Here is a 21,549-nt window from a genome sequence, read left to right on the forward strand (position 1 = left end):
GCCCGGAGTTCGGCCGCCGCGCGAAGACATGGGCCCGCCCGGCCGCCCGGCGCAAGGGCCGACGGCCCGTCCCGTCCGTCCTGCCGTCCCGGAAAGGTCACACCGTGCCCGACCAGCAGTCCGACGTCGTCATCTGCGAACCCCTGCGCACCCCCATCGGCCGGTTCGGCGGCGTGTTCGCCACGCAGACCCCGGCCGTCCTCGCCGCACGCGTCGTCGCCGAGGTCGTGGCCCGCACCGGGATCGCCCCCGACGCCGTCGACGAGGTGATCCTCGGGCACTCCTACCCGTCCGCCGAGGCCCCCGCCATCGGCCGGGTCGCCGCGCTGGACGCCGGACTGCCCCAGACGGTCACCGGCTCCCAGGTCGACCGCCGCTGCGGCTCCGGCCTCCAGGCCGTACTGGACGCGGCGATGCAGATCCGGGCCGGATTCAGCGAGGTCGTCATCGCGGGCGGCGTGGACGTGATGAGCGCCGCCCCGTACTACACCCACGACGGCCGCTGGGGCATCAAGGGCCCTGGCCTCCAGCTCCACGACTCCCTGGCCAGGGGCCGGGTCACCGCGGGCGGCATCCACCACCCCGTACCCGGCGGCATGATCGAGACCGCCGAGAACCTTCGGCGCACGTACGGCATCGGCCGCGCCGACCAGGACGCCCTCGCCCTGAGCTCCCAGCGGCGGGCCGCCCGGGCGGCGGCCGAGGGCCGGTACGCCGCGGAGACCGTTCCGGTCACCGTGCGGACCCGCAAGGGCGAGACGGTCGTCACCGCCGACGAGCACCCCCGCCCCGACACCACCGCGGAGCAGCTCGCCGCGCTCCGCCCGGTCATGGCGAAGTCCGACCCGGAGGCGACCGTCACCGCGGGCAACGCCAGCGGTCAGAACGACGCGGCCGCCGCCTGCCTGGTGACCAGCGCGGCGACCGCCGAACGGCTCGGCCTCACCCCGCTGGTCCGGCTGGTCTCCTTCGCCCGCGCCGGGGTGCCCGCCGCGACGATGGGCCTGGGCCCCGTGCCGGCGACCCGCACCGCCCTGGACCGGGCCGGCCTCACCCTCGCCGATCTCGACCTGATCGAGCTGAACGAGGCATTCGCCGCCCAGGTCCTGGCCTGCACCCGGGAGCTCGGCCTCGGCGAGAAGGACCACGAGCAGCGGATCAACGTCAACGGCTCCGGGATCTCCCTCGGCCACCCGGTCGGCGCGACCGGAGCCCGCATCCTCGCCACGCTCACCCGCGAACTGCACCGCCGGGAGGCCCGGTACGGGCTGGAGACCATGTGCATCGGCGGCGGCCAGGGCCTCGCCGCGGTCTTCGAGCGGATCGCCGCCTGAGCCCCGGTCATCGAGCCCCGGTCATCGAGTCCCGGTCCTGAAGTTCCGGTCCTGAAGTCCCGGGAACGTGCGCTTCCCGGCCCCCGCGATGAGTAGGATCGCGCCGCATGCCGGGCGGGCGGCGGGAGCCGTGCCGCGCGGCAGGGAACGAAGCATCGGGGGAGCGCGGCATGAGTGCGAACGGCGACGGCCACCGGGGCCCGACGGGCGGCCCCGGCCCCGGTGGACAGCCGGGCCCGGGTTCCGGCCCCCAGCCCTACCCCGGCCCTCAGCCTTACCCCGGCCCCCAGCCCTACCCCGGGCCCGGTCATCCCCCGTACCCCGGCGGTCCCGGCGCGGGGCCCTGGCCGCCGCAGCCCGCGCCCGTGCCGCCGCGGAACCGGGGCCCGTACCCGCCGCAGCCGCCCGGCGGTGGCCCGTGGCCGCCGGTGCCGCGCCCGCCCCGGCCCCCGCTGACGCGCGGGCGACGGATCCTCAAGTGCGTCTACAACCCGTTCTACGCCGCCCAGCGGGCCTTCCGTCCCTCGCGCCCGGGAACCGTCGCGGATCCCACGGTGCGCAGGCTCCAGCTGTGGCGCACCGGGCTCGGGCTCGTCGCCTGGCTCGTGCTGACCATGTCGTACAAGCCGGTCGGCACGGCCGAGGGCGTCCAGACCGTCGCGAACGACAGGTTCGACCAGAGCTGGATCAGCACCCTCGTCCTCGTGTGCGCCTTCCCGTTCGTGATCGGCCTGTTCGCGTTCGCCGCACGGGGCGCGCTGCGCGGGCTCTATCTGCGCCGGTCGCTGAAGTCCTTCGGGGCGGTGGCGGCCCTGATGGGGGCCATGGCCACGTTCCCCCTGGCCGTCGCGCCCGACCCGGAGACCTCCGGCTTCCGTGACGCCATCGGGACCCCCGGCACGGCCGTCCTCGTCGTGCTCTGCGCGTGGTCGCTGGGGTTCGTCCTGTACGGGATCGGGCTCGGCCTCATGCACGTGTTCCGCACCGCGGACATCCACGAGGTGCTGCCGCCGGTCCTCGCCACCCTGATGGTGTGGGTGATGGCCGCCCTCGACGTGATCAGCAATGAGAACGCCGAGGTGCCCGTCCTCGCCCGCGTCGTGTTCCTGCTCGGCGCCCCGGTGTCGGTGACGGCACTGTCGTGCTGGGAGCTGTACCGCCTGCGCAAGCACCACGGCCTCACCGTGCGGCGGGCCCTCGGGCGCCAGTGACCTGATCCGCCGGCCCGCACCGGGCCTCAGCGGGGCGGCGCCGTCCCGGTGATCGCGGTGACGGCCATCCGGACCGCCCGGTCCGTCACCGCGTCGGGGTCGTCGCCGCCCTCGATCGCCGTGGTGGCCGCGTTGACGATCCCCTGGAGCAGCAGCGCGGCACGCCGCGGGTCGTCCTCGCCCAGCACGGTCAGCGCCTCGATCAGCGGGGTCAGCAGCTCCCGATGGGCGTGTGCCGCGCTCTCCCGTACCACCGTCGCGTCCCGGACCCCGGCCAGCGCCTGGGCGATCCGGTGCTCGCCCCCGCGTACCAGGTCCAGCTGGCACGACACGTACGCGGCGATCTTCTCCTCGGGCGTACCGGCCGCCGTCATGCCGCCCCGGATGGCGTCCGTCCAGCGCGGCATCGCATCCTCGACGACGGCGGCGAGCAGCTCGGGGCGGCCGGGGAAGTACTTGTACACGCTGTTGCGGGCGAGGCCGGTGGCCCGGGCGACCGCGGCGAACGTCACGGCCTCCGCGTTCCCGCCCTCCAGCAGCTCGCGCGCGGCCCGCACCAGGGCCAGCCGCTGCTGGGCGTGGTGCTCGGCGACCGTCGCGGCTCTGATCCTGGGCACCGGCACAGTCTAGAAGCCCCTGCGCACATCCGACCCCCACTTGGGGACGGTGCGTCCCCATCATCTATCTTGGCGACGCACTGTCCCTAACATCGATCCACCGAAGGGAACCGCCGTGTTCCTCGCACTACTGGAGCTGCGCGCCGCCCGGGGGCGCTTTCTGCTCATGGGGTCCGTCGTGGTGCTCGTCGCCGCACTCGTCGGGATCGTCTCCGGCTTCACCACCGGACTCGGCGACGACACCGTCTCCGCGCTGCGCCGCCTGCCGGCCGCGCAGCTGGTCTTCTCCTCGGACGCCCGCTCCGACCAGTTCGCCCGCAGCCTCCTCGACGAGAAGACCGCCGCCGCCTGGCGCGCGGACGCGGGTACCGGGACGGCCCCGCTGGGCGTCTCCATCACCCGGGGCACCACGGACCGGGGCGCCGAGGTCGACCTCGCCGCGTTCGGCGTCGAGCCCGGCTCCTTCCTCGACCCCTCCGTCACCGAGGGGCACGGCCTCGCCGACGCCCCGCAGGACAGCATCGTGATGTCCGCCAAGCTCGCCGACGAGGGCGTACGCGTGGGCGACACCCTGGTCATCGACCGGCTCGGCATCGAACTGCGTGTCACCGGGCTCACCGAACGCTCCAGCTACGGCCATGTGCCCGTCGCCTACGTCCCGCTGAAGACCTGGCAGCGCATCCGCTTCAGCACCCCCGGCGCCCCCGCCGCCTCGGCCGCCGCGATCCCCGACCAGTTCAGCGCCCTCGCCCTGCGCACCGAACCCACCGGCACCTCGGCCGCCGCCCTCGACGAGCGGCACTCCACCACCACCCTCACCAAGGAGAAGGCGTACGAGGCGGCCCCCGGCTACACCGGCGAGCGGGTCACCATGACCTCGATCCAGGTCTTCCTCTACCTGATCGCCCCGCTCGTCGTCGGTGCCTTCTTCGCCGTGTGGACCGTGCAGCGCCAGCCCGAACTCGCCCTGCTGCGGGCCATGGGCGCCTCCCGGCGCCGACTGCTCGCGCACACCGTGCTCCAGGCGGCCCTGGTCGTCGTCCTCGGCACCGCCGCGGGCGCCCTGCTCGCCGGAGCGGTCGGGTTCCTGGTCGGCGAACAGGTGCCCTTCAGCCTGCCCGCCGGAACCCTCGCCGTCACCATGTGCACCGTCGCGGCCGTCGGCCTCGCGGGCACCGCCCTGACCCTGCGCCGGGTCACCCGAGCCGACCCGCTGACCATGCTGGGAGCCAACCGATGAGTCTCGAACTGACCGGCGTCACCGTCGCCTTCGGCCGCGCCGACGCCCGTACCACCGTCTTCGACGGCCTCGACGTCACCTTCGGGACGGGCAGGATGACGGCGCTCGTCGGCCCCTCGGGCTCCGGCAAGTCCACCCTGCTCGCCGTCGCGGGCGCCCTGCTGCGGCCCACCGCCGGGCAGGTCCTGCTGGACGGCGAGGACCTCGCCGCGCTCTCCGACGCCCGCCGGGCCGAGGCACGCCGGGAACGGATCGGCTACATGTTCCAGAGCGGCAACCTGCTCTCCGGCCTGACCGCCACCGACCAGTTGCTCGCTGCCGTGTACATCAACGGCGGCCGTCCCCGCACCCACCGCACCCGCGCCGAGGAAGCCCTCACCCGGGTCGGCCTCGGCCACCGGCTGCGCCACCGCCCCGAGCAGCTCTCCGGCGGCGAACGCCAGCGCGTCGCCCTGGCCCGCGCGCTCTTCCTCTCCCCGAAGCTCCTGCTGATCGACGAACCGACGGCGGCCGTCGACCGCTCCCAGGCCGGTGAACTGGCGGAGCTGCTGGCCGAACGCACCCACCAGGACGACTGCGTCACGGTCGTGGCCACCCACGACCCGGCCGTGGCGGAGGCCGCCGACCAGGTCGTGGACATGGCCGCGCTGACCGCCGCGACGGCCACCGCCTAGGTTCCTCCGAACCGCCGCCCGCCGCCCGCCGCGTCGTCGGAGTCGTCCTCGTACATCCGCTACGAGGACGGCCTGCCGCCCTGCGATCGTGCGAACCCGACGCCGCACGGCCCGGCCGTGCACCGGCCGGTCCCTCATGGCCGGTGCACGCCCCCGTACAGATAGCTCCGGGCGCCGTTCAGCGCGGCCCGGCTCCACGCCTCCACCTCGGCGGGCCCCATCGCCGCCCAGTCGGGGGTGCGCTCCACCAGATGGTGTCCCAGCCGCCGCCCCAGCTCCACCAGCCGGATCCCCTCGGCGGTGCGCTCGTCGGCGTAACGGCCCAGCGCCTCGGCCACCGAGGCCGCCCCGCCCCGCAGGGCCCGCTCCAGGCACAGCGCGTCCTGCAACGCCTTGACCGCACCGCTGGCGGTGTGCGGCCGGGTCACCCCCGCCGCGTCGCCCGCCAGCAGGAACGGCGGCTCGGCGACCCGCGGCGGCATGAAGTCGGCGACCGGGTGGACGCCCCGGGCGCCGGCCCCGCCCCGGGCGACGACCTCGGCCCACTCCGCCGGGAAGTGCTCCCCGGCCAGCTCGTGCACGTACGCGTCCGGCCCGGTCCCGCGCGGGGCGGCCCCGTACACGACGTACGCCAGCAGCCGCGACCCCGGATCCGGGCCCGGGATCACGTAGAAGACGGCGTGCCCGCCGGGGAAGCCCAGCGTCGCCCACGCGCCGCGCAGCAGCTCCAGCGGGCCCGGGAGGTCGCCGAGCACGTCCAGCGGGACCGTCCCCCGCCAGGCCAGGTACCCGGCGGGCAGCGGCCGCACGTCCGGCGCCATCCGCCCACGGGTGACGGAACCGTACCCGTCCGCCCCCACCACGATGTCGTACTCCCGCTCCCCGTCCCCGGTACGGATCACACCGCGCCCCGAGGCCGCCCGCGCCACGGACTCCACGGGCAGACCCCGCCGGTACACCCCCGCGCCGACGCGCCCGCGCAGCGCCCGCCACAGCAGGCCCCAGTTGCACGCGGCGACCGGGGCCCGCTGGCGCGCCAGCTCACGGGTGGACCGGCCACCGGGGGCCCGGGTGAGCCAGACCCGGGTGCCGACCGGGACCGTCTCCATGTCCGCGCCCAGATAGCCGCTCGCCAGCAGCTCCCGGTGGAGCGAGGGCGGCATGACGATGCCGAAGCCCCGCTCCTGCAACGCGCCGTCGCTGCGCTCGTGGACGGTGACCTCCGCCCCGGCCCGCGTCGCAGCGATCGCCATGGCGCAGCCGGCGATGCTGCCGCCGACCACCCCGATGCGTAGACCTGTCACCGCCACCGATCCACCACCCGTCCCGATGTCCCTGGTCATCTGTCCCTGGTCATTGCGAGATGTCTCCGAGGTACCGATCACCCCCTCGTCGCACCCGGCCGGGCCCGACACCGGCGCCCCGGCCGTCCGGGCGGGACAGGATCCCGCTCTCCCCGGGGGGAGTCCCCGGACACGGTCGCGGGGCCGCGCGACAGAGCGGCGGCCCGTCGCGCAGCCCCGGCTGCGCGGCGGACCGCCGCCCTTCATGCCGGTCGGCTGTCGGCCGACCCGTTCAATCGGTCCTTCGAATCGGTCAGTCCTTCGCGGTACGGGCGCGGCGGACCATCAGGCCCCCGCCGAGCACCATGGCCGCGGCCGCGCCACCGGCCATGCCCAGGTTTCCGTTGGCACCGGTGTGCGCCAGCTCCGGCGGAGCGGGGTGGCTCGGCGGCGTCTGCTGCTCCGGCGGGCAGTCGGGCTTGTGCGGCTTCGTGGGCTCGTGGTGGACCGGCGGCTTGTGCTGCTCGGGCGGGCAGTCCGGCTTGTGCGGCTTCGGCGGCTTGTGGTGGGTCGGGGCCGGGGGCTCGACCGGCGGCTTGTGGTGCTCGGGCGGGCAGTCGGGCTTGTGCGGCTTCGGCGGGTTGTGCGGAGGCTCCACCGGCGGCTTGTGCGGCGGGTGCACCGGCGGCTTGTGCGGCGGCAGGTGGACCGGCACCGGCGGCGGCACCTCATGCCCACCGGACACGTTGGCACAGGTGTTGTCGGACGCCGGGTTCAGCGCACCGACCACGTTCACGCTGTTGCCGCAGGCGTTGACCGGCACGTCCACCGGGACCTGCACCACGTTGCCGGAGAGCACACCGGGGGAGTTGACCGCGGCGCCCTCCGCACTCGCCCCCTGGCCCCCGCCGCCGCCCTGGCCGCCCACGTTGGCGCACTTGTTGCCGAACGTGGGGTTCAGCAGGCCGATCACATCGACCGTGTTGCCGCACACATTGACCGGCACATGCACCGGCACCTGCACGGTGTTGCCCGAGGCGACGCCGGGCGAACCGACGGCCGCGCCGTCGGCAGCGGCGTCCGCGAACGCGTATCCGCCGGTCATGGCCAGCAGTCCTGACGCTGCTGCCGCGACCAGCACGCTCTTACTCAAGGCTTTGCGCATCGATTGCCCTTCCTAGGACATTCCGTGCGAGCCGGAGCTCGCAGTTCGTTCATCAGGCCGGTACAGATGTCGCCGAGGGAACACCCGGCGGTGTCCGTGCGTGACTCGGCAGGCGGCGGTGTCGGAAATGGCAGAGACCATGAAGACGCGTTCTCCGTCTCCACGTGAGCGAATCCCGCTTCTGCCGGTCAAGCGCTCGAACTGCGCACCTGGTACATAGATAACGAGGAGGATTTGTTCAGGAAACTCGCAAAGCCGTGGAAGTTTTGTGATCACGCGAATGGAGTAGCGATGAACGGCTGGAGTGCTTTTCGTACTTCTGTACGTGCGACGTGACATTCGGGTGAATCGAGAGAACCAAACGTCAAGTCCCGAGTTGGGCAGGGCGCTCCGGTACGGGGCATCCAGTACGAGAAGGGTTAAACGTGATCAAGAAGGTTCTGGCGACGGGTGCCGTTGCCGCCTCCATCCTCGGTCTGGGCGCGACGCAGGCCATGGCCATCGGCGACGAGAGCGGCACGACTTCGCTCTCCGGCAACGGAGCCTCGCAGGTCTTCGGCAACCAGGAGACCCAGGGCGACGGCAGCCCGCAGTTCAGCCTCGTCCAGGGCAGCCTGAACAAGCCCTGCATCGGTCTGCCGGCCAAGGTCAACGCCGGTTCGCTCATCGGCCTCATCCCGATCGCGGTCCAGGACGTCAACGTCCTGTCCTCGCCGCAGAACCAGCAGTGCACCGAGAACTCCACCCAGGCCAAGGGCGACGAGCCGCTGTCGCACATCCTGGACAGCATCCCGATCCTCTCCGGCAACGGTGCCGGCAACAGCTGATCCGCACCTGATCCAGCCGTAACGACAGGCCCGAGCCGCCGGTTCCTCCTCCGCGCGGTTCGGGCCTGTCGTCGTCACACACCGGCCGAGGAACGCGGGCAGTCGGAAGAACGTGCCGTCCCGTGGCATCGAGCTATTGATGTTGCGTCATCCGGGCGATCTTTTGACGATCTTCAGCTCTACGAGTTTCGCCTACGGTCCTAAATCGTTACGAATGAAAGCGGCGGAGTTACGAGCGATGAGGACCACGCTCGTGCGGCGCGAAAGACGTGGCCGCTTCGGACTCCGTCGAAGAAAGGGAACACAGTGAAGTACACCAAGGTTGCCGCCATTGCCGCCGGAACCCTGATGGCGATGGGTGCCGCCGCGCCCGCGTTCGCCGACGCCGGTGCCGGAGGTGCCGCGGTCGGCTCCCCGGGCGTGATCTCGGGCAACGTCATCCAGGTTCCGCTGCACATCCCGATCAACCTGTGCGGCAACACCATTGACGTGATCGGTATCCTCAACCCCACTTTCGGCAACACCTGCGTCAACGCCTGAACTTCCGGCCCCGGCGGCCGGACGTCTGTGACCGAGGAAGGCCCCGGAACGCGTTTCGCCACGCGCTCCGGGGCCTTCCCCTGTTTCCCGCTCTCCGCCATTGCCCTTCGAACGGATGGACCCGCGGAAAACCGTGCCGCGTCCAGTTGCCGTGCCGCGACCGCATCGTTACCCAGGGCGAAAGCGGCGGAAGGCGCGGCCACCGAAGGCCCGTGCGGCGCGGTGCGCGACCGGAACAGACGCCGCTGCAGAAAGGAAGACCAGAAAAATGAAGTACGCGAAGACCGCTGCGTTCGTCGCCGGTTCCGTGGTCGCTCTCGGAACGGCTGCTCCCGCCCTGGCCGTCACCAACACCACGGCCCCCAACCTCAGCCTGAACGGGGGCATCAACCAGGTGGTGGAGAGCGCCCCGCAGGCTGTGAACCCGGTCATCGACACGGTGGGCCGGACCGCGGACTCGGTGAAGAAGAACGGCACCGTCACCAAGCTGGCCGAGCAGGCCACCGGTGCGGTCAAGGGCGCGGCCCCGCTCCTCGGCGGCCTGCCGGTCGGCGGCTGAACCCCGAAGCTCCGGACCGTACTCCCGGCGGTCTCCCGTCAGTCCTCCGCCGATCGTCCGCCCCCCGTGTTCCTCCGGTGCCCCGACCCCGGCATACGGCCGGACGGGGCGGCACCGTTCGAGTGAATCGGCACAACCATCCCCGTTGGCCGCGAGTTGATCAGGTCGCTCCGGACAGGCGGGCAACAGAGAAATTCCAGAAGGGCTATTTCATGATCAAGAAGATTATGGCCTCGGCAGCCGTGGCTGCCTCGCTCGTCGGCGTCTCCGCCGCGATCGCCCCGCAGGCCATGGCCGTCGGCAACGACGGTGGCACCACCTCGCTCAGCGGCAACGAGGCCGTGCAGTCGTACGGCAACTCCGCCACCTACGGCAACATGAGCCCGCAGATCGCGCTCATCCAGGGCTCGCTCAACAAGCCCTGCATCGCGCTCCCGGCCAAGGCCAACGTCGGCTCGGTGCTCGGCCTGATCCCGATCTCGGTCCAGGACCTCAACATCCTGTCCTCGCCGCAGAACCAGCAGTGCACCGAGAACTCCACCCAGGCCAAGGGCGACGAGCCGCTGTCGCACATCCTGGACGACATCCCGGTCCTCTCCGGCAACGGCGTCGCCAACAACTAGGGCCGTACCGCCCCGCGCTCCTCGCCGGTCGTCCTGTGCCGGCCGGGAGCGCACCCGGGCAGCCTCCCGCCCGTCCGCACGCAGGTTCCGACCCGCCCTTGGGGTCGGCGCATCCCCACCACGACCGATCCCCGGCCGTCGGGATGCGCCGACCCCATCGGTGTGTCCGGAGCGCGACGGCCCCCCGAAGGGGCGGGCGGACTGGGCCGGTTGCCGTAGTCCCGGAGGACACCGGCCGCCGCACCGGGTAGGGGCCGGACATGGACCAGTACGACAGTCAGCATCCCCGCGGTCGGCAGTGGCACGCGCAGGACGGCACACCCATCTACGACCGGCTGCTCGCCGAATGGCGGGCGGCCCACGGCGATCCGGATCCGGCGCCCCCGGCGGATCCCGGCAGACCCCGCGCCAGGGTTCCCGCGGCCCGCACGTCCGGCGAGGTCGTCGACGGCTGACGACCGACGGTCGAACTCATGCCGGATCGAACACTTTTGGGTGGTACTGCGGAACCGACGCTTCCGTAGCCGGTTGATCAGTACGTTCCACAACGGGACGCTCCGAAAGGTGAAGCGTGATGAAGAAGATGATGGCCGGCGCGGCAGTGGCCGTGTCCCTGGTCGGCCTGTCCGCCGTCGCGGCCCCCGCGGCCATGGCGATCGGCAACGACGGTGGCACCACGTCGGCCAGCGGCAACGGCGCCGTCGACGCGTTCGGCAACGCCGCGACCCACGGCGACGGCAGCCCGCAGGCCCAGCTCATTCAGGGCACCCTGAACAAGGCCTGCGTCGGCCTGCCGCTCAAGGTGAACGCCGGCTCGCTCGTCGGCCTGCTGATCCCGGTCGCGGTCCAGGACATCAACGTCCTGGCCTCGCCGCAGAACCAGCAGTGCACCGAGAACTCCACCCAGGCCAAGGGCGACGAGCCGCTGTCGCACCTGGTGGACGACATCCCGGTGCTCTCGGGCAACGGCGTCGCCAACAACTGACGTGCCACAGGTGCGGGCGGTTCCGGGGTTCTCCCCGCGGCCGCCCGCACCGCCGCGTACGGAGGGAACAGCACCATCCGGGGCGGCGCCCCAGGGCCTTGCCCGCGAGGATGCCCACCGCGCCACGGGGGCGGTGGGCATCCGGCGTACCGGGCGGCGGGCCGGCGGGAGTGGTCAGCCCAGGCTGCGGACCGGGAGCACGCAGTGCGCGGCGGTGGTGATGACCTCCGGGTCGGCCGCGAAGGACCGCAGCTGCTCCTCGCTCACCGGCCGGCCCGGCGCACCCTGCGGCCACGGGCGGGTGGCGAACATCGCGTGCACCTCGCCCCGGGCGGTGGCGGCGGCCAGCCACTCCGGCGGCGCCGGGTACTGGGCCGTGAAATGAGGCAGCGTCAGTACGGCCTGTCCGGCCTGGACGAGCAGCTTCACCGGGAGGGCGGGCTGTTCCGCGGCGTACACCGGGGCGGAGCCGACCGGCAGGCCGGTGCGCTCCAGCGAAGCGCGCATGGCGGCCTCCCCGACGGCCGGGCCGCCGGTGCCGTCGCCCAGCGAGTAGACGAGAAGGAAGGCGACATCGCTGCCGTCGGCGGGATGCGCGCCGCTCCACCCGATCAGTGTGATCGTGCCCAACTGGGCCGGGGTGAATGTGCCGGTGGAGGTCTGGGGTGAGGTCATGTCCGGCACCCTAACCGCCATGAACAGGCTGTTGCCCACGCCTATCACCTGATCGAGGGAGATAGCCGCGTATACCCGGTGAAGACGGTCCCGATCGTCTCCGTTCCGGGCCGTGCGTAAATATGTTGAGCCGACGGACGCCCGAGGGCTATGGTGTGTCTCGTTCGGGGCAGCGGTGATCAACCACCGCTGTCGGTCCCGTGCGTGAACCAGGAGGTGAGGATCGTGATGACTGTCGCTGCGGCGGGCACTGCCCGCAATCGGAAGAGCATCATGCCCACCCCTGTGGCCGCCGGCTGACCTACTCCGCAACTCTCCGCGCCCGTGTGCGCGTTGCCGGGGCCGCCCTTCGAAGGGTCTCCCTTGTCTTTCCCGTCTTCTCCGTTCTCTTCTTCCTTCTCGTTCCTGTCCTCGCAGGACCCGTCCGCCGCGCATCCGCTGGCCCCTTACGGCTGGGACGACGCGTGGGCGGACGCCTTCGCGCCGTACGCCGAACAGGGGCTGCTGCCCGGCCGGGTGGTGCGGGTGGACCGCGGCCAGTGCGATGTCGTCACCCCGCACGGCACGCTCCGCGCCGACACCGCCTTCGTCGTCCCGCGCGATCCGATGCGGATCGTCTGCACGGGCGACTGGGCCGCCGTCGATCCCGAAGGCGACCCGCAGTTCGTGCGGAAGCTGCTGCCGCGGCGTACCGCCTTCGTCCGGTCCACGTCCTCGCAGCGCTCCGAGGGCCAGGTGCTCGCCACCAACGTGGACCACATCGTCATCTGCCTCTCGCTCGCCGTCGATTTCGACCTCGGGAGGGTGGAGCGCTTCCTGGCGCTCGCCATGTCCAGCGCCAGTGGTGACGCGCTGCTGCGGGACGACGGCCGGGCCGGGGACGGCAGCGCCGAGCCGATCGTGGTGCTGACCAAGGCCGATCTCGTACCGGACACCGCGACCCTGGCGCATCTCGTCCAGGACATCGAGGGCGTCGCGCCCGGGGTGCAGGTACTGGCCGTCAGCTCCGCCACCGGGGAGGGCATCGACATCTTCTCCGCGATCGTCTCGGGCGGCACGAGCGTGCTGCTCGGCGCGTCCGGCGCGGGCAAGTCGACGCTGGCCAACACCCTGCTCGGCCGGGACGTGATGGAGGTGCGGGCCGCGCGCGACGTCGACGGCAAGGGGCGGCACACCACCACCACCCGCAATCTGCTGGTCCTGCCCTCCGGCGGGGTGCTGATCGACACTCCCGGGCTGCGCGGGGTCGGGCTCTGGGACGCGGAGGCGGGGGTCGGCCAGGTCTTCTCCGAGATCGAGGAGCTGGCCGGGCAGTGCCGGTTCCACGACTGCGGGCACGAGACCGAACCCGGCTGCGCGGTGCTCGCCGCGATCGAGGACGGTTCGCTGCACGAGCGCCGCCTCGACAGCTTCCGCAAGCTGATGCGCGAGAACCGGCGCATCGCGGCCAAGACCGACGCCCGGCTGCGCTCGGAGATGCTGCGCGACTGGAAGCGCCAGGGCGCAGAGGGCCGGGCGGCCATGGAAGCGAAGCGGGGCCGGGTGCGGTAGGCCGCCCCGGTCGCGTACCACCGCGGGTCCGCGTCCGTGCGGCCGTGCCCCAGGGGCCGTGTTCGTACGGTCGCGTACCGCCGGGGTCCGTGTCCGATATCCGCCGGTGCGGTGTCCAAGGGTGCCGCACACTGGATCGTGTGATGGACGAACGGACCAGGTACGAGGCGGTGAGCAGCCGCGACGCCCGTTTCGACGGCGAGTTCTTCTTCGCCGTCGAAACGACCGGCATCTACTGCCGGCCGAGCTGCCCCGCCGTCACGCCCAAGCGGAAGAACGTCCGCTTCTTCCCGACCGCGGCCGCCGCGCAGGGCCACGGCTTCCGGGCCTGCCGCCGCTGCCGACCGGACGCGGTGCCCGGCTCGGCGGACTGGAACGTACGGGCCGACATGGTGGGCCGGGCGGTCCGGATGATCGGCGACGGGGTCGTCGACCGGGAGGGCGTGTCCGGTCTGGCCCAGCGGCTCGGCTACAGCGCCCGGCAGGTGCAGCGGCAGCTCAACGCCGAGCTGGGCGCGGGTCCCGTGGCGCTCGCCCGTGCCCAGCGGGCCCACACCGCCCGGGTGCTGCTGCAGACGACCGGGCTGCCGGTGACCGAGATCGCCTTCGCGTCGGGCTTCGCCAGTGTGCGCCAGTTCAACGAAACGGTCCGGCAGATCTACGCCCGCACCCCGAGCGCGCTGCGGGCCGAGGCCGCGACGGGGCTGGGCGCGGCGGTCCGGGAGGCGCGGACCACGGGCGTTCCGCTGCGGCTCGCCCACCGGGGGCCCTACGCCGCCCGGGAGGTCTTCGACCTGCTGGCCGGCGCGGTGGTGGAGCGGATCGAGGAGATGGCCGGGGAGCCCGGCGCCCGTACGTACCGGCGTACCCTGCGGCTGCCGTACGGGGCGGGCATCGTGGCCGTCGACGAGCGCTCCGCCGGGCCCTGGCTGGACGCCCGGATCCACCTCACGGACCTGCGGGACCTGACGACGGCCGTGCAGCGGCTGCGGCGCCTGTTCGACCTGGACGCCGACCCGTACGCCGTGGACGAGCGGCTGGCGGCCGATCCGCTGCTCGCGGCGGGGGTGGCCGCCCGCCCGGGGCTGCGCTCGCCGGGCACCGCGGACCCGGAGGAGTTCGCGGTACGGACACTGGTGGGCGAGGCGGCGGCAGGGCGGTTGGTGGAGGCGTACGGGAAGGTCCTGGACGTGCCCTGCGGCGGGCTGACGCACGTGTTCCCCGAGCCGGGCGTGCTGGCCTCGGCCGCCGGGGACCCGCCGCTGCGGGCGCTGGCGGCCGCCCTGGCCGACGGGGAGGTGCGGCTGGACGCCGGGGCCGACCGGGAGGAGGCCGAGCGGGCCCTGCTGCGGCTGCCCGGCATCGCCCCGGCGGACGCGGCGCTCATCCGGATGCGGGCGCTCGGTGACCCGGACGTCGACCCGGACAATCGCCCGGAGGCGGACCGGTGGCGGCCCTGGCGTTCGTACGGGGCCCGTCACCTGGAGCTCCTCGAGCACGCTCAGCCCCAGATCACCGCGCCCAGCCAGCCGCCCGCCACCAGAAGGCACGCGAAGAGCTCGACGAGCACCGAGTAGCCGGTGGCCCGCATCACCGAGCGCACCGACGTCCAGCCAGCGCCCCGGCTGCCCAGCCGCAGCCGCTCCGCCCCGTAGATGGCCCCCACGTACCCGGCGACCGCGCCCACCACCGGTACCACGAAGAAGCCCAGGATCGCGGCGACCCCGCCCAGCAGCAGCGTCCGGCGCGGTGCCCCTGTCTCGCGCGGGCGGCGCGGCGGCAGCAGCGGCTTCAGCGCCTGGTCGAGCAGCAGCACGGCCGTCGCGCCGATGAGCACGCCCCAGGCGAGCGGCGAGGTGTCGGCCAGCGCCCACCACAGCACGGCGGCCCAGACGATCGCCTGCCCCGGCACCCCCGGCACCAGCACACCCAGCAGGCCGAGGAGCATGACCAGGCCGACGGCGACGAGTTGCCACACACTCATCTGACCAGCGTGCCGGAGTCGGGCCGGTCCCGCCCGTCAGCGCTCCTTGGGGGTACGGGCCACCCAGCCCCGTTCGTACGCGTGCCAGCCCAGCTGCAGCCGGGTCGAGACGCCCGTCAGTTCCATCAGGCCCTTCACCCGGCGCTGCACCGTCCGCAGCCCCAGCTCCAGCTGCTTGGCCACGCTCGCGTCCGTCAGCCCGGCCAGCAGCAGGGAGAGGATCTCCAGATCCGTGACGTCGGGGCCGGTGTCCGCCTCCGCCGGAATGCCGCTCTCGCTCATCCTGAGCGGCATGGCCTCGCGCCACACCGCCTCGAAGAGTCCCGCCAGCGACTCCAGCAGCCCGGAGGAGTGGACCACCAGCGAGGTGGGCTCCGCGCCGCGCCCGGTCAGCGGAACCATGGCGAGGGCGCGGTCGGCGATGACCAGCTTGGTCGGCACCCGGTCGATCACCCGGCACTGCTCGTTCCGGCTCAGCGCCGCCGACAGCTCGGTGATCCCGTGCGGCATCGAGAGCAGCTCCCGCTCGACCACCACCCGGTACGACACCCCGCGCGTGGCGACCTGCTCCTCGGCCTCGTTCTCCATCCCGCTGACCGCGACCGGCCTTCCGGTGACCAGGGCACACACCTCGTCCGTCGCGCCCAGCTGCAACTGGTGGAAGCGGTGCGACACCGCGCTCGCACCCGTGACCACCTCGACCAGGTCGTGGACGTCGGGCTCGGCGGACTCCGCGCGGTACTCCTCGGCGAGCAGCACCGCCGCCAGCTCGGCCTGCTCCAGCTGATGGCGCTGCTGGGTGAGCAGGGCCCCGAGCGCCACCCCGGGGGGCGCCGCCACCCAGCGTCCGGGACGCGCGGAGGACTGGGCGGCCAGTCCGTGCTGCTCCAGCCTGCGCAGCGCGCGTTCGGTGTCCGGCTCGGGCAGCACCAGCCGGTGCGCGAGATCGGAGACCTCGGCGGCGCCCACCGCCACGAGCGCGCGGTACGCCGACTCCTGTATCTCGTCGAGACCTATGGCTCCCAGCATCCCCGGACCCTCCCGGACGCGTTGATTCCGCACCTTGTCAGCGTGGGCGGGTACCGGCCGTGGCGGAAAGCGGCCACGGCGTAAACCCGCCGTGTACATCATCCCTTTAACGTCCGTGGCTCTGCCAATGTGGCGCGCACCGCAGTACCAACAACCGGCGTAACGCTGCGGTTTGCGCAGGTTGGTTCCGTATTTACTTGGGGAGAGCGATGCGTCCGATATCGCGCACGGCACTGGGAGCGGCCACCGCCGCGGTCCTGGCCGTCACCGCGATCGCACCGTCAGCGGCAGCGCCGCAGGACGGTGCGACAGGCAAGAGACCACTGACCGGCAGTTCCGCTGCCGCGGCGAAGAAGACCGAACCGGTCACCGTGACCCTGGTCACCGGCGACAAGGTCCTGGTACGCGCGGACGGTTCGGGGGCCCCCTCGGCCACCGCGCTGCCGCGCGAGGACGGGACCGTACCCCGGCTCCAGACCCGGCAGGCGGGCAAGGACCTGTACGTCTACCCGGAGTCGGCCGCCGCCGCGCTGGCCGCCGGAACGGTGGACGAGGAACTCTTCAACGTCACCGGCCTCGTCCGGCAGGGCTACGACGACGCGCACACCAAGTCGCTGCCACTGATCGCCGTCTACGGCAAGGGCAAGGCGCGCGCCGCCCTGGCCACCCCGCGCGGAGCCAGGCGCGGACCGGTCCTCGACGTCATCGACGGAGTCGCCCTCAAGGCGGACAAGTCGAAGGCCGCCGACTTCTGGGCGGACGTCACCGGAGCCGGCAAGGGCGGCACCGCCCGAGGTCTCTCCTCCTCCGGGCCGAAGAAGCTGTGGCTCGACCGCAAGGTGCAGGCCAGTCTCGACAAGTCGACCAAGCAGGTCGGCGCGGACCTCGCCTGGGCCGCCGGATACGACGGCAAGGGCACCAAGGTCGCCGTCCTCGACACCGGCGTCGACGCCGAACACCCCGACCTCAAGGGCCGGGTCACCGCCGCGGAGAACTTCACCGACTCCGACAGCACCGAGGACCGGCAGGGCCACGGAACCCACACCATCTCCACCGTGGGCGGCTCCGGCGCGGCCAGCGGCGGCAAGAAGAAGGGCGTCGCCCCCGGCGCCGACCTGCTCGCCGGGAAGGTTCTCAACGACGGCGGCTCGGGCGCCGAGTCCTGGATCATCGCCGGGATGCAGTGGGCCGTCGACCAGAAGGCCGACGTCGTCTCGATGAGCCTCGGCTCCCCGGAACCGACCGACTGCACCGACCCGATGAGCGTGGCCGCCGAGAAGCTGGCACAGAGCGAGGACACCCTGTTCGTGATCGCGGCCGGCAACTCCGGCCCGACGCTGAACACCGTCTCCTCGCCGGGCTGCGCCCCGGGCGTGCTCACCGTCGGCGCCGTCGACCGCGACGACACCACCGCCCAGTTCTCCAGCCGCGGGCCCGCCATCGTCTCGCACACCCTCAAGCCCGAGATCTCCGCTCCCGGTGTCGCCATCTCGGCCGCCGCGGCCGGCGGCCGGGGCGTCTACGCGTACCAGTCGATGTCCGGCACGTCGATGGCCACCCCGCATGTCGCGGGCGCCGCCGCCATCGTGAAGCAGCGTCACCCGGACTGGACCGCCCAGCAGATCAAGGCGGCGCTCGTCTCGTCCGCGAAGAGCGACATCCCCGGCGACGTGCGCGAGACCGGCGCCGGACGCCTCGACGTCAAGGCCGCCATCGACACCACCGTCGTAGGTGCCCCCGCCCTCCAGGGCGGCACCTACGCGTGGCCGCAGGACCGCAGCGACCGCACCACCGTCGACGTCCCGTACACCAACTCCGGCACCAGGCCGGTCAAGCTGTCGCTGAAGGTCCAGGGCGTCACCGGCAACGACGGCTCCACCGTCCGCTCCGCCGTCGCCAAGCTCGGTGCCAACAGCGTCACCGTCCCGGCCGGAGCCACCGTCAAGATCCCGCTGGCCATCGACCCGGCAGCGAAGCTGACGGCCGCCCAGTACGGCGACGTCACCGGACGGGTGCTCGCCACCGGCCCCGGCGGCGCCAAGGTCTCCACCCCCTTCTCGCTGTACGTGGAGGCGGAGACCGTCACCCTGCGGGTCAAGCTAGTCGACCGCACCGGCAAGCCCGCCGCCGGCTCCTCCTCGCTGGACGTCATCGGCACCGACACCGCCAGCGGCGAGCGCCGCTTCAACGACGGCGCCGCCGACCAGGTCTACCGGGTGCGCCCCGGCGCGTACTTCCTGTCCAGCTTCGTCACCTCACCGGACCCGGCGGACTCCACCGGCCGCCTCGACGAGTCGATCGCCTACCTCGCGCGGCCGCAGCTGAACCTCACCAAGGACACCACCGTCGTCCTGGACGCCCGCAAGGCCCACCGCGTGCAGGTGAGGACCACCGACCGCGCCACCGAGAACCACTCCACGACGCTGGCCTTCGGCCGCACCTGGGACGGCGCCTGGCTGCACGCGGGCTCCCTCACCGCGGGCTCCGACGTCAAGAACTACCTGGCGGACGTGCAGGGCAGGGCGAGCGACGGCGACTTCGAGTTCTCCAGCTTCTGGCGCGCCTACGCCCCGCAGATCGAGAAGCTCTCGGTCGTCGGCGGCGCCGACCTGCACCCGACGACGGCGAGCACCGGCTCCGTCAACCTCGACGGCACGGGCGAGGCCGCACTCGTCGACGCCGGCACCGGCACCCCGGACGAGCTGAAGGCCGCGGGCGTCGCCGGGAAGTTCGCCCTGGTCGACGCGGGCGACGACAGCAACGTCTACACCCGGACCCGCGACGCGAAGGCCGCCGGAGCCAAGGCCGTCATCGTCCACCGTGCCGCCGCCGGCCCCTGGAAGCCGTCCATCGGCTTCGCCCAGCCGGTCGTCCCGGCGCTCGGCATCCAGTCGGACGAGGCCGCCGCGCTCAAGTCCGACCTGGCCAAGGGCCCGGTCACGCTGCGCTGGAAGGGCACCGCGGTCAGCCCGTACGTCTACAACCTCGCGTTCCCCGAGACCGGCCCGATCACCTCGGACCGCACCTACAAGGTGCGGGACGCCAAGCTCGGCAAGGTCACCGCGAACTACGAGGCGATGGGCGTCGCCACCGACTACATCGACATGATGATCATCAACCGCCCGTACGGCGCGCAGTTCTCCGCGGCGAACGACGTCGTCGCCGCCCCGAGCAGGCGCACCGAGTACTACTCGGCGGGCGACACAGGCTGGGTCCGCTACCTCTCCTCCAGCTTCCCCTACGGCGAGCTGATGACCGACCAGCCTCGCACCTACAAGGCCGGCACGGCGCGTACGGAGAACTGGTACCGGGGCATCCCGGTCCCTGCCGCCCCGCGCGACGCCGCCGGAAAGCTCCTGCTCGCCGCCGAGCGGCAGGACAACCTGATCGGCGTCGCCCCCGGCTTCTGGAGCGACAGCGAGCACGCCGGGCTCCAGGGCTCCTTCGGCGACATCGGCAACATGAGCCTGCGCAGCAACGGCGAGCTGATCGGCCAGAGCGGCTGGCCGTCCGGGGTCTTCACCGTCCCGGCCGAGGACGCCGCGTACGAACTCACGATGCAGACCTCGCGGTTCGGCCAGCCGGCCGCCGTGTGGAAGCGGTCCACCAGTACCGAGACCACCTGGAAGTTCCGCTCGAAGCGCGACGAGAACGCCTACTCGCAGGGCCTCCCGCTGCTCTTCCCGGGCTACGACCTGGACGCCGACGGGCTCAAGACCCTCGCGGCGAAGGACGGCCAGACCATCGGTCTGAGCGTCAGCGGCCACGCCGGATACACGCCCGGCAAGCTGACCGCCGCCAAGGTCTCGTACTCGTACGACGGCGGGGAGACCTGGACCGGGGCCACCACCGCGCAGCGCGACGGCCGGTGGACCGCGACCGTGAACCACGCGGGCGCCGCGGGCAAGCCGGTCACCCTGAGGACCGAACTGACGGACGCCAACGGCAATTCCGTCGTGCAGACCGTGACCGACGCGTACGCCGTGCGTTGATCGCGCGCTGACCGGGTCCGCCGGGCGGCCTTCCCCTGGGGGGTGGGGACGCCCGGCGGACCCCTGTTCACGGCCGTCTTTGCGGATGTGCCGTTTTCCCGCGGCCCCGGCGGCCGACAATAAGGGCATGAGCCAGCAGGGGGAGAGCCCCGCCGCCGAGGACGCGTGGTGGCGCAGGCTGTACGACGAGACCGCCCGGGACACCGGTTCGGGCGACAAGGCCGACACCCTCGACGACCGCTTCGATTCGGCGTCCGGCGCGGTGGGCGGGCGCAGGCCCTCCGGCGGCGGGGACGGCGACAAGGACCGCGCCACGGCCCCGACGCACCGGACGGGCCAGGTGGGGGCCGGACCGCCCCGCTACGACCCCGAGCCCACCGCACTGCCCGCCACCGCCCCCGACGAGCTGGCCGCGCTCGTCGCCGACACCGCTCTCGACGGGGCCCGCTACGGCACGTTCACCCTGCGCGCCGCCTCCGTCCGCGGGGACGCCGCGCGGTTCAGGGGCGAGCCCCGCCGTGACGCCCTGCTCACCGCGCGCTTCGGTGACGACGAGGAGGCCCTGGTCCTGGTCGCCGTCGCCACCGCGGCCCGCGCCACCGGATCGGCGCATCCGGCGGCCTCCGATGCCTGCCGCTGGATCGGCGAGGCGGTCGCCCGCAACCACCCCCGGCTCTCCGAGGACATCCGGGCGGGCCGCCGCCAGGACCTCAAGTCCGGCCTGAACCGCCTCACCGACCGCGCCTACGGAAGGCTGCGTGCCCGCGCCGCCGAGCTGGGGGAGGAGCCGGAGGGGTACACGGCGAGCCTGCGCTGTCTGCTGCTGCCCGCCGACCCCGACTGCCGTGCGCGGATCTTCTTCGGCGTGGGCGCGGGCGGATTCCTCCGGCTGCGCGACGGCGTCTGGCAGGACCTCGAACCGCAGGGCCCTGAACGGCAGGGGACCGGACCGGGGCACCCGGGACCACAGGGTCCGGTGTCGCACGGCCCCGGACCGCGGGCGCCGTCCGAGGAACCGTTCCGGTTCAGGGGCTCGGTGGCCCGGTCGGGGGACACCCTGCTGCTCTGCAGCCCCGGCCTGGCCGGACCGCTGCGCGGCGAGCCCGCCCTGGCCGAGGAGCTCGCCGACCGCTGGGCTCCGAAGACCCCGCCCGGACTCGTCGCCTTCCTCGCGGACACCCAGCTCCGGGTGAAGGGGTACTCCGACGACCGTACGGGCGTGGGCGTCTGGGAGGCGTAACCGCGCGCGCCATGGGTTGA

The 21,549-nt window shown here is 72.9% G+C and carries 20 protein-coding genes; 14 read left to right on the forward strand and 6 right to left on the reverse strand.

Annotation, left to right across the window (positions count from 1 at the left end; translation table 11 throughout):
• Positions 1-104: 104 nt before the first annotated feature.
• Positions 105-1,334 carry an acetyl-CoA C-acetyltransferase gene (locus ACFCV8_RS20045; protein ID WP_376686748.1) on the forward strand — a complete coding sequence of 410 codons (1,230 nt, stop codon included), beginning with the start codon at positions 105-107 and terminating at the stop codon, positions 1,332-1,334.
• 428 nt (positions 1,335-1,762) lie between these two features.
• On the forward strand, positions 1,763-2,545 hold the full coding sequence (locus ACFCV8_RS20050; protein ID WP_376686720.1) for a hypothetical protein: 783 nt from the start codon (positions 1,763-1,765) through the stop codon (positions 2,543-2,545).
• A gap of 26 nt (positions 2,546-2,571) precedes the next feature.
• Here ACFCV8_RS20050 and ACFCV8_RS20055 read toward each other — a convergent pair whose 3' ends face one another.
• Positions 2,572-3,162, reverse strand: a complete 591-nt coding sequence (locus ACFCV8_RS20055) for a TetR/AcrR family transcriptional regulator (protein WP_376686721.1) — start codon at positions 3,160-3,162, stop codon at positions 2,572-2,574.
• A gap of 115 nt (positions 3,163-3,277) precedes the next feature.
• On the opposite strand from ACFCV8_RS20055, the gene ACFCV8_RS20060 reads away from it, so the two are divergent.
• Entirely contained in the window at positions 3,278-4,402 is a 1,125-nt protein-coding gene (locus ACFCV8_RS20060; RefSeq protein ID WP_376686722.1) for an ABC transporter permease, read from the forward strand.
• A complete protein-coding gene (locus ACFCV8_RS20065; RefSeq protein WP_376686723.1) occupies positions 4,399-5,076 on the forward strand; it encodes an ABC transporter ATP-binding protein in 678 nt (225 codons plus the stop codon). Before ACFCV8_RS20060 ends, ACFCV8_RS20065 begins: the two co-directional genes overlap by 4 nt.
• Positions 5,077-5,210: 134 nt before the next feature.
• On the opposite strand, the gene ACFCV8_RS20070 is transcribed toward ACFCV8_RS20065, so the two are convergent.
• Positions 5,211-6,419 carry an FAD-dependent monooxygenase gene (locus ACFCV8_RS20070; RefSeq protein ID WP_376686724.1) on the reverse strand — a complete coding sequence of 403 codons (1,209 nt, stop codon included), beginning with the start codon at positions 6,417-6,419 and terminating at the stop codon, positions 5,211-5,213.
• Positions 6,420-6,672: 253 nt separating this feature from the next.
• Complete coding sequence (locus tag ACFCV8_RS20075) at positions 6,673-7,524, reverse strand: chaplin (RefSeq protein WP_376686725.1); 852 nt, start codon at positions 7,522-7,524, stop codon at positions 6,673-6,675.
• A 425-nt stretch (positions 7,525-7,949) separates the two neighbouring features.
• Between ACFCV8_RS20075 and ACFCV8_RS20080 the strand changes: the two genes are divergently transcribed.
• From ACFCV8_RS20080 to ACFCV8_RS20105, 6 genes are all read left to right on the forward strand, one after another.
• Positions 7,950-8,351, forward strand: a complete 402-nt coding sequence (locus ACFCV8_RS20080) for a rodlin (RefSeq protein ID WP_376686726.1) — start codon at positions 7,950-7,952, stop codon at positions 8,349-8,351.
• A 306-nt stretch (positions 8,352-8,657) separates the two neighbouring features.
• Positions 8,658-8,891: a chaplin gene (locus tag ACFCV8_RS20085; protein ID WP_376686727.1), complete on the forward strand. Its 234-nt coding sequence runs from the start codon at positions 8,658-8,660 to the stop codon at positions 8,889-8,891.
• A gap of 268 nt (positions 8,892-9,159) precedes the next feature.
• The gene (locus ACFCV8_RS20090; RefSeq protein ID WP_376686728.1) at positions 9,160-9,450 is read left to right on the forward strand and encodes a hypothetical protein; all 291 of its coding nucleotides are present in this window, start codon (positions 9,160-9,162) and stop codon (positions 9,448-9,450) included.
• A 212-nt stretch (positions 9,451-9,662) separates the two neighbouring features.
• Positions 9,663-10,073, forward strand: a complete 411-nt coding sequence (locus ACFCV8_RS20095) for a rodlin (protein WP_376686729.1) — start codon at positions 9,663-9,665, stop codon at positions 10,071-10,073.
• 260 nt (positions 10,074-10,333) lie between these two features.
• Positions 10,334-10,528, forward strand: coding sequence for a hypothetical protein (locus ACFCV8_RS20100; protein ID WP_376686730.1), 195 nt, complete (start codon positions 10,334-10,336; stop codon positions 10,526-10,528).
• A 119-nt stretch (positions 10,529-10,647) separates the two neighbouring features.
• Entirely contained in the window at positions 10,648-11,058 is a 411-nt protein-coding gene (locus ACFCV8_RS20105) for a rodlin (protein ID WP_376686731.1), read from the forward strand.
• Between the two features lie 174 nt (positions 11,059-11,232).
• Here ACFCV8_RS20105 and ACFCV8_RS20110 read toward each other — a convergent pair whose 3' ends face one another.
• Positions 11,233-11,733 carry a DUF5949 family protein gene (locus tag ACFCV8_RS20110; protein ID WP_376686732.1) on the reverse strand — a complete coding sequence of 167 codons (501 nt, stop codon included), beginning with the start codon at positions 11,731-11,733 and terminating at the stop codon, positions 11,233-11,235.
• 363 nt (positions 11,734-12,096) lie between these two features.
• Here ACFCV8_RS20110 and rsgA point away from each other — a divergent pair, with 363 nt between their 5' ends.
• Together rsgA and ACFCV8_RS20120 are read left to right on the forward strand one after the other, a co-directional pair.
• Complete coding sequence (gene rsgA / locus ACFCV8_RS20115) at positions 12,097-13,284, forward strand: ribosome small subunit-dependent GTPase A (protein WP_376686733.1); 1,188 nt, start codon at positions 12,097-12,099, stop codon at positions 13,282-13,284.
• A gap of 143 nt (positions 13,285-13,427) precedes the next feature.
• On the forward strand, positions 13,428-14,861 hold the full coding sequence (locus tag ACFCV8_RS20120; RefSeq protein WP_376686734.1) for a DNA-3-methyladenine glycosylase 2 family protein: 1,434 nt from the start codon (positions 13,428-13,430) through the stop codon (positions 14,859-14,861).
• On the opposite strand, the gene ACFCV8_RS20125 is transcribed toward ACFCV8_RS20120, so the two are convergent.
• Both ACFCV8_RS20125 and ACFCV8_RS20130 read right to left on the reverse strand, forming a co-directional pair.
• The gene (locus ACFCV8_RS20125; protein ID WP_376686735.1) at positions 14,786-15,268 is read right to left on the reverse strand and encodes a DUF456 domain-containing protein; all 483 of its coding nucleotides are present in this window, start codon (positions 15,266-15,268) and stop codon (positions 14,786-14,788) included. The genes ACFCV8_RS20120 and ACFCV8_RS20125 overlap by 76 nt on opposite strands.
• Before the next feature lie 36 nt (positions 15,269-15,304).
• Positions 15,305-16,297 (reverse strand): helix-turn-helix domain-containing protein, encoded by a 993-nt coding sequence (locus ACFCV8_RS20130; protein WP_376686736.1) that lies wholly within the window; start codon positions 16,295-16,297, stop codon positions 15,305-15,307.
• A gap of 209 nt (positions 16,298-16,506) precedes the next feature.
• On the opposite strand from ACFCV8_RS20130, the gene ACFCV8_RS20135 reads away from it, so the two are divergent.
• Both ACFCV8_RS20135 and ACFCV8_RS20140 read left to right on the forward strand, forming a co-directional pair.
• Entirely contained in the window at positions 16,507-20,289 is a 3,783-nt protein-coding gene (locus ACFCV8_RS20135; RefSeq protein WP_376686737.1) for a S8 family serine peptidase, read from the forward strand.
• A gap of 127 nt (positions 20,290-20,416) precedes the next feature.
• Positions 20,417-21,529 (forward strand): protein phosphatase 2C domain-containing protein, encoded by a 1,113-nt coding sequence (locus ACFCV8_RS20140; RefSeq protein WP_376686738.1) that lies wholly within the window; start codon positions 20,417-20,419, stop codon positions 21,527-21,529.
• Positions 21,530-21,549: the final 20 nt, after the last annotated feature.

The sequence above is a fragment of the Streptomyces sp. NPDC056347 genome, assembly GCF_042262625.1.
GTDB lineage: Bacteria > Actinomycetota > Actinomycetes > Streptomycetales > Streptomycetaceae > Streptomyces.

Bases quoted from the DNA above. Each gene is read 5' to 3' on its own strand.
- ACFCV8_RS20065 (WP_376686723.1), top strand. From the start codon at position 4,399: ATGAGTCTCGAACTGACCGGCGTCACCGTCGCCTTCGGCCGCGCCGAC.
- ACFCV8_RS20070 (WP_376686724.1), bottom strand. From the start codon at position 6,419: ATGACCAGGGACATCGGGACGGGTGGTGGATCGGTGGCGGTGACAGGT.
- ACFCV8_RS20075 (WP_376686725.1), bottom strand. From the start codon at position 7,524: ATGCGCAAAGCCTTGAGTAAGAGCGTGCTGGTCGCGGCAGCAGCGTCA.
- ACFCV8_RS20090 (WP_376686728.1), top strand. From the start codon at position 9,160: ATGAAGTACGCGAAGACCGCTGCGTTCGTCGCCGGTTCCGTGGTCGCT.
- ACFCV8_RS20095 (WP_376686729.1), top strand. From the start codon at position 9,663: ATGATCAAGAAGATTATGGCCTCGGCAGCCGTGGCTGCCTCGCTCGTC.
- ACFCV8_RS20100 (WP_376686730.1), top strand. From the start codon at position 10,334: ATGGACCAGTACGACAGTCAGCATCCCCGCGGTCGGCAGTGGCACGCG.
- ACFCV8_RS20105 (WP_376686731.1), top strand. From the start codon at position 10,648: ATGAAGAAGATGATGGCCGGCGCGGCAGTGGCCGTGTCCCTGGTCGGC.
- ACFCV8_RS20110 (WP_376686732.1), bottom strand. From the start codon at position 11,733: ATGACCTCACCCCAGACCTCCACCGGCACATTCACCCCGGCCCAGTTG.
- ACFCV8_RS20120 (WP_376686734.1), top strand. From the start codon at position 13,428: ATGGACGAACGGACCAGGTACGAGGCGGTGAGCAGCCGCGACGCCCGT.
- ACFCV8_RS20125 (WP_376686735.1), bottom strand. From the start codon at position 15,268: ATGAGTGTGTGGCAACTCGTCGCCGTCGGCCTGGTCATGCTCCTCGGC.
- ACFCV8_RS20130 (WP_376686736.1), bottom strand. From the start codon at position 16,297: ATGCTGGGAGCCATAGGTCTCGACGAGATACAGGAGTCGGCGTACCGC.
- ACFCV8_RS20135 (WP_376686737.1), top strand. From the start codon at position 16,507: ATGCGTCCGATATCGCGCACGGCACTGGGAGCGGCCACCGCCGCGGTC.
- ACFCV8_RS20140 (WP_376686738.1), top strand. From the start codon at position 20,417: ATGAGCCAGCAGGGGGAGAGCCCCGCCGCCGAGGACGCGTGGTGGCGC.